Raw genomic sequence first — 12,083 nt, 5'->3', positions numbered from 1 at the left:
CAAACCTTTAATTAGCTGATCTGTTATTGCTATATCATTCATAAAACTAATTATGGACAACAAAAACAAAACCGGATGGCCCGACAACAGCATCATTAATACCAGCGAAAATTATGAGGTTGAGTATTGGGCAAACAAATTTGGTGTTCGCCCCGAAAGGTTAAAAACAGCCGTACGTGCTGTTGGAAATTCCGCAGCGGCGGTAGCCAAATATTTGAACAACAAATAAGTACTACCGCCATGAGCCTGGAAAAGTATGCAGAGAAACGCGATTTCAGCAAAACCAAAGAGCCTAAAGCGGGCAGGAGCAAGGATAAAGATCACCTGATGTTCGTTATTCAGAAGCATGATGCTTCGCGTTTACACTACGATTTCAGGCTTGAAATGGATGGCGTGCTTAAAAGCTGGGCCATACCAAAAGGCCCCTCGACCGATCCTAAAGTCAAGCGCCTTGCTATGATGGTTGAGGATCATCCCTTTGATTACCGAAACTTTGAAGGTATCATCCCAAAAGGAGAATATGGCGGCGGTACCGTCATTGTTTGGGATGAAGGTACCTATGAACCTATCGAGGAGATCAAAGGCAAAAAAGCACAGGAAAAATACCTGCTTAAACAACTCGAAGCTGGCTCGGTAAAAATTAAGCTTCATGGCGAAAAGCTGGAGGGCGAATTTGCCCTTGTTAAAACCCATGGCATGGGCGAAAACGGCTGGCTGCTCATCAAGCATAACGACGAATTTGCATCGGCTAAAGACATTACCAAAAAAGATAAATCCATCCTTTCCGGCAAATCCATCGAAAGCATGGAGAAAACCAGCGAAAAGGTTTGGCAGCATGGTCACGAGGAAGATTTAGAAAAACCTAAGAAATCAGGTAAAAAAAAAGCCCTGAACAAACCTGTTGAAGAACTGGAAAATAAGGTTGATACCAACGATATTGAGGCTCTTGACGTTGAGGCGCTGCTTAAAAAAGCTCCCAAATCAAAAGCGCCGGTTAACATCAAGCCAATGAAAGCCACGCTTGTGGATGAGCCTTTTGATGATCCCGACTGGCTTTACGAGGTTAAATGGGATGGTTACCGCGCCATCGCAGTGATTGACAAAAAAGGAGCGGAACTTATCTCCCGTAATAACCTGCCCTTCGATAAATATTATCCCATCAATAAATTATTGAAAGACTGGCAGATTAACGCTGTAATCGACGGCGAGATCCTGGTGCTGAATGATAAAGGAATTTCCAATTTCGGCGCCCTGCAAAACTGGCGGAGCGAGGCTGATGATAATTTGGTTTATTACGTGTTCGATATTCTTTGGTACGAGGGCAAAAACCTGATGGACTTACCCCTCAGACAACGCCAGGCGATATTGACATCCGTTCTCCCTGCAAACGATGACCGCATTCGCCAAAGCAAGGTTTTTGATACGGGTGGCATTGAGTTTTTTAACGCCGCCGAAAAGATTGGGCTTGAGGGTATCATCGCCAAAAAAGCAAGCAGTGTTTATACTTCCGATCTCCGCTCCGAAGAGTGGCTAAAAATAAAGGTGCACCGCCGGCAGGAAGTGATCATTGCCGGGTTTACCAAAAATAGAGGTACATCTAAGTCGTTCAGTGCATTGATCCTTGCTTTGTATAATGACAAAGGCAAGCTGCAATATGTTGGCAAAGTAGGCACCGGTTTTTCTGATAAACTGCAAAAAGAAATGATGGAGCAGTTTAAGCCAATTATTATAAGTAAAAGTCCGTTTGAGGTGGAGCCTGATGTGGATAAGCCATCGAGGTTCAGGCCGCAGCGACTGGGTGCAAAACCTACCTGGCTTAAACCCGAACTGGTTTGCGAGGTTGCATTTGCCGAAGTAACCACTGAGGGTGTGTTCAGGCAGGCCTCTTTTAAAGGGATGCGTACCGATAAAAAAGCAAAAGATGTAGTACTGGAAACGCCTAAACACACCACCGAAACGGTAGTGGAAGCCGAAGGAGCCAATAATGATACACATGTTAAAGCCATTAAACCTGTGAAAAATACCGATCGTAAAACACTGCTTAACCCGCAGGATGAAACCCAGGTGCGTAAAATTTGCGGACATGAACTTAAGTTTACCCACCTGAGTAAAGTTTACTGGCCAGAAGATGGCGTAACCAAGCGTGATATGTTCAATTACTATTACCAGGTTGCCGATTACATTTTGCCTTATTTGAAGGATAGGCCAATGTCGCTTAACAGGTTCCCCAATGGGATTCATGAGCCAAGTTTTTATCAAAAGGATGTGAAGGGCAAAGCCCCCGACTGGATCACCAAGACTTTCCCTTATACCAACGGCGAAGGGGAGCATAAAGAATATCTGGTAGGCTCTGATGAATCCTATCTGTTATGGATGGCCTCATTGGGCTGTATCGAAATGAACCCCTGGTTTAGCCGGGTAAAATCGCCGGATAACCCGGATTACTGTGTAATAGACCTCGACCCTGACAAAAACACGTTCGATCAGGTTATTGAGGCCGCCCTGGAGGTTAAAAAGGTGCTGGATGCTGTTGATGTGCCATCGTTCTGTAAAACATCGGGTTCAACAGGGATGCATATTTATATCCCGCTGGATGCTAAATACGATTACGACCAATCGCAGCTATTTGCGCGGCTCGTTGTGGATATTGTGCATAAACAAATCCCAGGTTATACCAGCCTGGAACGCATGGTAGCCAACCGGAAAGGTAAAATGTATCTCGATTTTCTGCAGAACCGCCCGGGGGCTACGATTGCCGGTCCGTATTCATTGAGGCCCAAGCCCGGCGCCACGGTTTCTATGCCCCTGCATTGGGACGAGGTTAAACCCGGGCTTACCATGAAGGATTTTACCATCTTCAATTCCATTAATCGCCTGAAGGAAACCGGGGATCTTTTTAAAGGTGTATTAGAAAAAGGTATCGATCTGGAAAAAACTATTAAAAAGGCGAAGAGTGTTTTTGATTGAAAATCAATAAAAAAGCGTCATTGCGAGGTACGAAGCAATCCCCGATTAGCAGAGCCGCTCTGTATAGTTTGGGATTGCTTCGTACCTTGCAATGACGCGGAGTATAACTGCTCAAAATGACAAACCCTGTATCATATCAAGCTACAGCAGCCGACAAGATCACCCCGTTATGCGCATTCTCCACACCATTGGCATAGCCATTACTATCAATAAACATCTTTTCATTTTCTATCAGGAAATGGGCTCCACCTACAAAGAAGTTTCCTTTAATAGTTAGCACATGATCAGGGTGCTGTGCGTGGATTTCATTCAGCACATGACTTGACAAGCCAGGGTATTCATGCGGATCAAACTGGTAAACATCCAGCACCGGCTCAGCATGGGCAGGGTCAAATACCTTAATGCGGCCGCTGGTTACATCAAGACGAACGTTAGCACTGTTTTCATTGGTATTAGCACTTATCCTGATGGGTTCGCCGCTTTGCGTATTGATACTGGCATCAATGGTAAGCACTTTGCCTTTTTGGTCATCATAAAATGACAGGACCCTCAAAAACTCAATATTACTGAGCCCATCGCTATAGGTAAGCGTATTACGTTCGCTCAAAAATATAGTTGTCCCAAAAATGAATGCATGTTTCATAACGGAAATTTTTAATTGGTTAATTGATATTGATACAATTATCAAAGCCGCAAAATGTTTTAAATTTCAATTATTCTTTCCATGGCGAATGCAGGATACAATCGCAAAAATTCTTGCGGTGAAAATTGGGGATCATATAAGCACAAACATCGGCTTTGATATTACCGAAAGTAGTCTCGGTTTTATGTTCAAAGCCTCCAAAAAATGTAGGGATGATCTTCTTTTTAAAATCGTTGCGCGGGAACGCTGTAATGATCTCTTCCCTGTTGGCATCACTTAAATTTTCATAACCTTCACCCATCACATCAAGGCCAACGCCCGAATACATCAGGGCAACTTCAGGCTCTTTATATTCGGCAACGCCAATGGTGGTGTGCAGGGCAATCGTGTCCCAAACCAGTTGAAGCTGATCTTTAGGTAAGCCATAGCTTGTTAAAAACTCGCGTGCTGCGTTGGCACCATCCACCTCAAAACGTTTATCTGGGCTGCTGTAATGAGGGGTTAAACCAAGGTCATGAAATATGGAGCTTACATATAGCAATTCCGGGTCGTATTTGAATTGTTTGCGTTCGCCGTTGAGGGAAGAGAAAATAAACACCCTGAGCGAGTGGTTGTAAATGAATTCGGTGCCATGTTCACGCAAAAGTTCGGTGGCATGATTGGCGATAGTGCTATCAGGGATGATGATCCCAGCTATTGATTTTACTTTATTTACTGACATAATTTTAATGGAATTAATATGCCTCAAAATTATGCCGGTGCTGCCGGTTAAAAATGTTAAAACCGGCTAATCACATGCCAATATGTACAAAGTGCGATCGGTATTGATGGGGCGACACCAACGTGTTCTTTTTAAAGAAATGACTGAATTGCTCGGGCGTTGAAAAATTAAGATGATAGGCAATCTCTTTCACAGGCTTAGCCGAAAATTGAAGCGAGCGTTTGGCTTCGGAAATGAGCTGCCCGTTAATGATCTCCTTGGCGCCTTTGCCGCCGCAACGGTTACATAACTCGGTAAGCTTTCGTGTTGAAATGCCCATTTGCTTTGCAAATTCGGCAACTTCATGGGTGTTTTGATACTGCCGGCTAACCAGCTCCAGGAACTGACGATAGAGCTGGTTATCATAACTATCATAACCTTTGCTCAGCGATGCGTTGATGTTTGCTATTTTGATCATGATGATCTTTAAATAAGCAGCCATCGCATCGGGCTTGTTAATGTAGCCGGGTTTTGCAAACTCTGTGTGCAGGGTTTTAAAAAGCGGTTTTAATTCCTGCACATCATCGGCCATTAACGGTACCTGCTGGTTATCTGATGCATTATTGAACAGTACTGCTTTGCAATTGCTGGCACTTTCCGGCGCTTTTTCCCAAAAGCAATCGCCAAAGCAAATGGTATAGCCGGTTAAAACTGTATCGGCGGCAAAGGTAAAAAGCTGCCCTTTTGCTATCAGCAACAATTGATTACCCGCAATGGGATAGGGGGCAGCATCAATCACTATCTCTCCCGAACCTGCTGTAATTAAAAAAATGCGATTGTAAGTGGCCCTATGTACCCGCCCGTCATCAAAATGCTGTTTATCCCAGCTTTCTACAGAGAAAGAATCCGCGATGTCCCGGTCGGCAATGATATTTAAATGCTCTGACTTTTTCATGAGGTCACTATTATAAAGTGCTTAACTTAAAATAGCCAAGTGTGATCTTATCTTCCGGAAGGTCGGCATCGGGGATAAGTTCGATCTGGTGTTTTTCTTTTTGAGCAGGATTTAAGATATCTTCTACATTGTAAATATCATCAACATCAACGCCATATTTGTCGTCAATGTGTGAGTTAGCTCCGTCAAAACGATTGTTTTTAAAGAAAAGTGTCTCTTTGGCATTTTTGCCAGCCGATGCAAAATCACTCTGAACGGTGAGTACAGTGTAGTGCTGTTCTTCAAATTTATTAGGCTGATAGCCCCCAAGGTTGATGAAAAACAATTTACTGTTTTGGGAGCCGTTGTTGTTTCGGGGAATGATTTTAACGGCGTAACCATCAACGGTATTTACTTCCCGCCATGCATCGACATGAATTTTTTCAGGCTCAGGCCAAAAAGCCTGGATCTCCGGAATCAGGTCACGCAGTGATGGTGCTATACCAAAGAAAACATCGTGTTGCTCAATGTGCCTTCCCGGCGGTTTACAGCCTAACATCAACATAAAAAGTTTCAGGTTTTCCATGGGGATAAAGGTAGCATAGGGGCAAAGTGAAAACAAAGGCTTTTGTCAAACAACTATCACAAAGTGTTAAATTGATACTTTTGTTCAACGTTAGCTATGCTTTTTACGTTAGTTGCTGTAAATACGCATCGTATTAAAACCTATTTGATATACATGAAAAAAATAATTTGTTCAATAGCCGTGTTATTAACGGCTTGCTTCTCTGTTTTTGCATCTGCCCCTAAAAAAGGTTTGGATACCGCCACTTTTGCCACCGGGTGTTTCTGGTGTACCGAAGCTAAATTTCAGCAATTGAAAGGGGTTGAAAAAGTGATCTCCGGCTTTTCAGGCGGACACGTAGCCAACCCATCTTACGAATTGGTTTGTACTGGCACAACCGGCCACGCCGAGGCTTGTAACATTATTTATGACCCAACTAAGATCACATATGATGAACTGATTGCCGCTTTTTTTGTAGCGCATGATCCAACCCAGTTAAACAGGCAGGGTAATGATGTGGGGACACAATACCGGTCGGCTATATTTTATCACAATGCTCAGCAAAAGCAAAAGGCCCAGTATTACATCAGCAAGTTGAATGCTGAAAAAGCCTATAAAGATCCGATAGTAACACAAGTGGTTCCATACAAGGCTTTTTACAAGGCCGAAGACTATCACCAGAATTATTTTAACCAGAATGGCAGTCAGCCTTACTGTAAATACGTGATCCAGCCCGAACTGGAGAAATTTAAAAAAGTGTTTAAAGATAAACTGAAGCAATAATGAAAGCGGTATATATTATAGCAGCCCTGTTCTTTTTAACTACAGCTGCGTTTGCCCAGCAAACAAAAACAATAAAAGGGCACGAAAACAATCCTTATTACTCCAACACCGATACCAAGCATTTAAATGTATCAAATGCCGAGTGGAAAAAGATCCTGCCTGCGGCTTTATATGCCACTGCAAGGGAACAGGAAACCGAACGCGCTTTTACCGGTAAATACTGGAACAAGGATACAAAGGGTACTTACTATTGTGCGGTATGCGGTAACAAACTTTTTCGCTCGGATGCCAAGTTTGCAAGTGATTGCGGCTGGCCAAGCTTTTATGAGCCGGTACGCAAAAACAGCGTTATTTATAAAGAGGATAACTCATACGGCATGGAACGTACCGAGGTGATCTGCGCCCGCTGTGATTCGCACCTGGGGCATATATTTGATGACGGGCCGCCGCCAACGCATAAAAGGTTTTGTATGAATTCCGTTTCGCTTGATTTTGTGCCTGAAGGGTTTGGGCTGTAAGCTTAACTACTTCAATTCATTTATTTGCTTAATTGCTTCGTCTGCAGCTTTTGCGCCCGCATCATCGTTGAGTTTTATACGTTGATCTTTTACTGCTGAGAGGAGCTTGATGACTGATGGTGATAGCCCTAAAGGTTTAAGCCAGGTACCCATGTAAGTAAGGGCATCAACACCTTGCCGGGCATAAGCCGGGTTTTGCAAACGACCAGTCATGGCAGCGATGTCAAACCGCATCCTGTACTGGTCGTTGGCTGTTTTGTTGTTGTACGTTGCATAAACATATGGCCATTGCATGTCGTTCCCATACCTGGCATACACGGCAATTATTGCTTTGGTTAATGCCCCTTTGTTATCATTTTCTAAGCCTTTGGCTAAGGTCAACGCTTGTTGCTCATCTAACAAACCAATAGCGTTTAAAGCAGCCCCTTGTATTGCATAAGATTGATTTTTCAAAGCAAGCTGGTATAAAAGCAGATTTACCCGGTCCTTAAGTTGGCCCAATACAGTAATAGCCGCAGCACGCACTAATGTGTTTTTGTCGGTACCGGCAAGCAAGGTGAGTATGGGTATAGCCTGGTTACGGATGTTATCATTAGTCAGATCCATTGCATCAATAGTTTTGATACGTAAGCCATAATAATGATCATTCAAGGCGGCTATCATTACTTTTTGAGCTGCTTTTTCTGTTTGATGAGCTGCCGCTGTATCAATGGCCTCAAACCTGTCAAGATATAATGGCGCATTAAAAAACTGGAAATATAATTCTTCAGGAGTTTTGCTGTCGTTTTTTTCGGCCAGTATTATTTTATTGGCATCTACATTTACAAGGCTGGGTTTGGATATGGTATGGAAGGTCAACGTATCAAACCTGTTATTCATCCACACTTTATATCGCTGCTTTTTGCCATCGGCATAAATATCAACAGCCATTGGTAATTTAAAAGTTTGGCCAGTTTGGCTTTGCTGCAGATAAACAGTTTCTTTTTTTGCGGCATCATCCCATTTGTAACTGATGTTTAATACCGGGTGACCTGCGCCATAATACCATTGGTTAAAAAACCAGTTGAGATCAAATCCGCTTGCGTCTTCCATAGCCAACCTCAATTGCTGCGCCTCAGCAGTTTTAAATGCATAGGTTTTCAGGTAGATATTTAATCCTTTATAAAATGCCGCATCGCCAAGGTGGTTTTTGAGCATGTTTAAAATGCGGCCGCCCTTGTTATAGGTTACCATGGCATCAAAGGCATCCTCCCTGTCTTCGTAATAAAAACGGACAAGGGTTTTGGCACGGGCATCTGGCGAACCTAAATATCTTAACATCGCCGCATAATTATGTGCATCTCCTTCGTCCCTGCCATATTTATGCTCAGCCCAAATCGTTTCGCTGAAATCGGCAAATGATTCATTTACGGTAAGGTTGCTCCAGCTTTCGGCCGTTACGTAAGCGCTGAACCATTGATGGAATAGCTCGTGTGCGATGGTTGAAGGCCCGTTACCATAGTAGTCGTCTAAAAGCTCACGCGGGGTTTGCTGTATGAAATCGCCATGGAGGGTAGCTGATGTATTTTCCATAGACCCGCCCATATTATGATCGCGAACCACGATCTGGGCATATTTGTTCCAGGGGAAATCAACACCCAGGGTTTGGGAATAAAATTCCATCATCTCAGGTGTATCTCCAAAAATTTGTTTGGCGTAAGGGGCGAAAGCTGGTTCAAGGTAATAGCTCAAGACCTTATTGCGCCATTGATCATGATAGATCCTGAAATCGCCGATGGCTATCATAAACAGGTAAGGAGCGTGGGGCAGATCCATTTTCCAGGTATCGGTACGGGTACCATCAGTATTGTTTTTTTGTGATGCCAAACGTCCGTTTGATAAGGTAACATATTTACCGGGCACGGTCATGATGATCTCTTCGGTTGTTTTTTGATTAGGCTTATCAATAGTAGGGAACCATACCGATGAGCTTTCTGTTTCGCCCTGTGTCCAGATCTGGGTAGGCTTGTCTTTTTCTTTGCCGTCTGGGTTAACAAAAAATAATGCTTTGTGCCTTAATGCACCGTTACCGCCTGTTTTTAATTGATTGGGTTTGGCCGTGTAATCAATGTAAACAGTATAGGTTTCGTTGTTATGGTATACCTTATCCAATTGTATAGCAACGGTTGCGCTATCATCATATCTGTATTTTAGCGGGATGTTTTTACCGGCTTTTACTATGCTGATATTGTTAATGTCCATGCCTTTGGCATCAAGCCGTAAGGTGTCGGTAGGGTAAAAGTGAGGTTTTATGGTTACCCATTCCCTGCCATACAGGTAACTTTTTTTATAATCGAAATGAAGATCAAGTTTGGTGTGTACCAGATCGTTGACTTTTGTTGGCGTTGCACGGTAAATTTTCAACAAGGGATTACTGGCTGTTCCGTCCTGGGCATAAGCAGCACTTAATAAGCATAGTGAAACTACGCCTGGAATAATGATCTTGCTGATTTGCCAGTGCAAGCTACCGGTAATATATTTAATTACCATTGTTGTATATTTTAATTACACAATAAGCAAAAGATAAGCCTGTTTTGTAATTGATTTATAATGAACGAGTTGTGTTTGTTTTGGTTTTTGGCTTGCCATATATCGTCATTTAGTTTATTAAACCACGATATGGCACATAAGCCTGATAAGATACAAATTATCGGGGTGTAAGTCATGATAACGTAAACCTATAACTTTAACTGCCCCACCTAAAACAAGTATGAATTAACTTGTGTTATCCACAAACAACCAAGCAATTTAGTTATGCAACTGCAAAGCCTGAAAGATATCGCAAAACAGCTGATGGCCGGCAATAAAGGCCTTTTGGCAATGGACGAAAGTACCGCTACCTGTAACAAACGTTTTAAAGCACTCAATATCCCGCAAACAGAAGAGTACCGGCGCAAATACCGCGACCTGATCGTGAACACGCCGAGGCTGGAAGAAGCTATAAGCGGGGCTATTTTGTTTGATGAAACCATAAAACAAAGCACTGCAGATGGTAGGCTGTTTGTTGATATCCTGAAGGGGAAAGGAATTATTCCCGGTATTAAGGTAGATGAAAGCGCGCGGGACATGGATGGTTTCCCCGGCGAAAAAATAACCGAAGGCCTTGATGGCTTGCCGGAGCGTTTAGCAGGATACTATCAGGCAGGCGCCCGCTTTGCCAAATGGCGCGCCGTGATAACCATAGGTGAAAATACCCCGACAAGCGGCAGTATCAAAGCCAATGCATTTCTGCTGGCCCGTTATGCAATCATGTGCCAGGAAGCAGGCATTGTACCCATTGTGGAGCCCGAGGTATTAATGGATGGTGATCATTCGCTTGAAGCCTGTGCCGATGTAACCAACGAGGTTTTACACACTGTATTTAACCAGCTGTACCAGCAAAGGGTGAATTTTGAAGGCATGATCCTGAAACCTAATATGATAGTGCCAGGTATTAAAGCCGCACAGCAGGATAGCGCCGATGTGGTGGCCGATGCAACCATCAATTGCTTTTTGCGCTGTGTACCTGCTGCTGTGCCTGGTATCGCTTTCCTTTCGGGCGGGCAATCTCCTGAACTGGCTTCCGAACGGTTAAATGCCATGCATGTACGCTTTAAAGACAAAATGCCATGGGCCTTAACATTTTCATATTCAAGGGCTGTACAGCAACCCGCACTGGAAAAATGGGCTGGCAACGATGAAAATATAGAAGAAGCACAAAAGCTATTATATGAGCGTGCCCACATCAATACCATAGCCCGCGATGGTAAATACACACCGGAGCTGGAGAAACACCCTGTAGCATAAAACAATAAAGCCGCCTCATTCGGGCGGCTTTATTGTTTGTTTAACTTTATAATCCCTTAACCTTGTAATGGGTATAGGTGGTAAAACCTAAAAAAGTATTATCAATAGGGACGCCAAGTGGTGCCTGCAAGCCTCTTAAATATTTTAGGTTATCGGTATTGTAGTGACCGTAAGCAACTTCAACTCCCGGGAAAATGCGGCTGGTTAGATTACAGTAATCGCAGCCGGTTTTTTGCTCGTAAGCCTTTCGCATAAAATCATAGCCAAGACTGATGTTTTTGGAGCTGATCTCCCATAAACTGTTATCTCCCTGTATTTTGGCAATGGCGGCTGCATACGTATATGCCGCTAACGAATATTGATAATGCACACAATCTTTACGTACACAAAGCTCGGGCAGGGTGCCATCAGGCTGAATGATGTTTGGTAACTCCTTCACCAAAAGGTTGTAGCCCGCACGGTAAGTTGTATCATTATTTAAAAATACGCCGATTGCCATTTTTGCATAACCCGCCGATGCATCCCAGTTGTTTTTATAATCAGGGATCTTGTTGATGTAATTATCCTTTACGTTAACAAGATATTTACTGAACTGCTCCATATCGGCGGCAGCCCATCCTGCAGATTTGCCTTTTACCTTATAATGCCTGATGATCTCGGCCGCGGCAACAAAGCTTGGCGTTGTCCATGATGCTTCCAGATCGGGTTGGTTGGGATTTGTTTTCCCTTCAAGCAGGCCGTAATCCTTGAATGCGTAAGCCCATCCGTTCAGCAAACCAATTGCTTTTTGTGCATAGTTTGTATCTCCGGTAGCAGCCCAGGCAAGCGCAAAAGCATAAACCAGTTCACAATCTTTCCTGATCTGCGTTTTTGATGGTGATGTTGCCCCGTTTGAACCCACTATGATGGTTGGTGGGAACGAAGCCGGATATTCATGATCTTTAATAAAATCAAGTACCTTTTGGTATGCAGCTGTACGCATGGTATCGCCGGCTTTTAGCTGCGCACTGATGAGGTCCAAACTGGCCCTGGTATTTAAAATACCAGGGTGCACAAATTTGATTTTATTATTATCCTGTGCTTTTAGGCTTAAGGTAAAAAGCAGGAGCAGGCCCGTAATCCAGGCAATGTTTCTATACTTCATTAGT

Annotated in this window: 11 protein-coding genes; 5 read left to right on the top strand and 6 right to left on the bottom strand. The window is 43.4% G+C overall.

Translation table 11 applies throughout. The features are described from left to right. Window positions 1–52 precede the first annotated feature (52 nt). Both ACFFGT_RS08220 and ligD read left to right on the top strand, forming a co-directional pair. Window positions 53–229 (top strand): DUF3606 domain-containing protein, encoded by a 177-nt coding sequence (locus ACFFGT_RS08220; RefSeq protein WP_377022036.1) that lies wholly within the window; start codon window positions 53–55, stop codon window positions 227–229. Between the two features lie 11 nt (window positions 230–240). Continuing rightward, a complete protein-coding gene (ligD, locus tag ACFFGT_RS08215) occupies window positions 241–2,967 on the top strand; it encodes a DNA ligase D (RefSeq protein ID WP_377022035.1) in 2,727 nt (908 codons plus the stop codon). Window positions 2,968–3,103: 136 nt separating this feature from the next. Here the strand turns inward: ligD and ACFFGT_RS08210 are convergent, their stop codons facing one another. The 4 genes from ACFFGT_RS08210 to ACFFGT_RS08195 form a co-directional block, all read right to left on the bottom strand. After that, window positions 3,104–3,610 carry a hypothetical protein gene (locus ACFFGT_RS08210; RefSeq protein ID WP_377022034.1) on the bottom strand — a complete coding sequence of 169 codons (507 nt, stop codon included), beginning with the start codon at window positions 3,608–3,610 and terminating at the stop codon, window positions 3,104–3,106. A gap of 70 nt (window positions 3,611–3,680) precedes the next feature. After that, window positions 3,681–4,331 carry an HD domain-containing protein gene (locus ACFFGT_RS08205; RefSeq protein WP_377022033.1) on the bottom strand — a complete coding sequence of 217 codons (651 nt, stop codon included), beginning with the start codon at window positions 4,329–4,331 and terminating at the stop codon, window positions 3,681–3,683. 70 nt (window positions 4,332–4,401) lie between these two features. Further along, window positions 4,402–5,265: an AraC family transcriptional regulator gene (locus tag ACFFGT_RS08200; protein ID WP_377022032.1), complete on the bottom strand. Its 864-nt coding sequence runs from the start codon at window positions 5,263–5,265 to the stop codon at window positions 4,402–4,404. Between the two features lie 10 nt (window positions 5,266–5,275). Further along, entirely contained in the window at window positions 5,276–5,830 is a 555-nt protein-coding gene (locus tag ACFFGT_RS08195; RefSeq protein WP_377022031.1) for a DUF1543 domain-containing protein, read from the bottom strand. 153 nt (window positions 5,831–5,983) lie between these two features. Here ACFFGT_RS08195 and msrA point away from each other — a divergent pair, with 153 nt between their 5' ends. Next, on the top strand, window positions 5,984–6,592 hold the full coding sequence (gene msrA, locus ACFFGT_RS08190; RefSeq protein ID WP_377022030.1) for a peptide-methionine (S)-S-oxide reductase MsrA: 609 nt from the start codon (window positions 5,984–5,986) through the stop codon (window positions 6,590–6,592). Beyond that, window positions 6,592–7,110, top strand: a complete 519-nt coding sequence (gene msrB / locus ACFFGT_RS08185) for a peptide-methionine (R)-S-oxide reductase MsrB (protein ID WP_377022029.1) — start codon at window positions 6,592–6,594, stop codon at window positions 7,108–7,110. Before msrA ends, msrB begins: the two co-directional genes overlap by 1 nt. A gap of 6 nt (window positions 7,111–7,116) precedes the next feature. On the opposite strand, the gene ACFFGT_RS08180 is transcribed toward msrB, so the two are convergent. Further along, window positions 7,117–9,639, bottom strand: a complete 2,523-nt coding sequence (locus tag ACFFGT_RS08180; RefSeq protein ID WP_377022028.1) for a M1 family aminopeptidase — start codon at window positions 9,637–9,639, stop codon at window positions 7,117–7,119. Between the two features lie 264 nt (window positions 9,640–9,903). Between ACFFGT_RS08180 and ACFFGT_RS08175 the strand changes: the two genes are divergently transcribed. After that, window positions 9,904–10,935: a class I fructose-bisphosphate aldolase gene (locus tag ACFFGT_RS08175; RefSeq protein ID WP_377022027.1), complete on the top strand. Its 1,032-nt coding sequence runs from the start codon at window positions 9,904–9,906 to the stop codon at window positions 10,933–10,935. Between the two features lie 46 nt (window positions 10,936–10,981). Here ACFFGT_RS08175 and ACFFGT_RS08170 read toward each other — a convergent pair whose 3' ends face one another. Beyond that, window positions 10,982–12,079, bottom strand: a complete 1,098-nt coding sequence (locus ACFFGT_RS08170) for an alginate lyase family protein (RefSeq protein ID WP_377022026.1) — start codon at window positions 12,077–12,079, stop codon at window positions 10,982–10,984. Window positions 12,080–12,083: the final 4 nt, after the last annotated feature.

Origin of the sequence: Mucilaginibacter angelicae (assembly GCF_042434235.1) — a bacterium.
Classification (GTDB): domain Bacteria; phylum Bacteroidota; class Bacteroidia; order Sphingobacteriales; family Sphingobacteriaceae; genus Mucilaginibacter; species Mucilaginibacter angelicae.
This window is presented reverse-complemented; position numbering and strand designations above follow the sequence as displayed.

Coding starts and splice junctions, on each gene's coding strand:
- ACFFGT_RS08170 (WP_377022026.1), bottom strand. CDS start 12,079: ATGAAGTATAGAAACATTGCCTGGATTACGGGCCTGCTCCTGCTTTTT.
- ACFFGT_RS08200 (WP_377022032.1), bottom strand. CDS start 5,265: ATGAAAAAGTCAGAGCATTTAAATATCATTGCCGACCGGGACATCGCG.
- ligD (WP_377022035.1), top strand. CDS start 241: ATGAGCCTGGAAAAGTATGCAGAGAAACGCGATTTCAGCAAAACCAAA.
- ACFFGT_RS08210 (WP_377022034.1), bottom strand. CDS start 3,610: ATGAAACATGCATTCATTTTTGGGACAACTATATTTTTGAGCGAACGT.
- ACFFGT_RS08175 (WP_377022027.1), top strand. CDS start 9,904: ATGCAACTGCAAAGCCTGAAAGATATCGCAAAACAGCTGATGGCCGGC.
- ACFFGT_RS08195 (WP_377022031.1), bottom strand. CDS start 5,830: ATGGAAAACCTGAAACTTTTTATGTTGATGTTAGGCTGTAAACCGCCG.
- msrA (WP_377022030.1), top strand. CDS start 5,984: ATGAAAAAAATAATTTGTTCAATAGCCGTGTTATTAACGGCTTGCTTC.
- msrB (WP_377022029.1), top strand. CDS start 6,592: ATGAAAGCGGTATATATTATAGCAGCCCTGTTCTTTTTAACTACAGCT.
- ACFFGT_RS08220 (WP_377022036.1), top strand. CDS start 53: ATGGACAACAAAAACAAAACCGGATGGCCCGACAACAGCATCATTAAT.
- ACFFGT_RS08180 (WP_377022028.1), bottom strand. CDS start 9,639: ATGGTAATTAAATATATTACCGGTAGCTTGCACTGGCAAATCAGCAAG.
- ACFFGT_RS08205 (WP_377022033.1), bottom strand. CDS start 4,331: ATGTCAGTAAATAAAGTAAAATCAATAGCTGGGATCATCATCCCTGAT.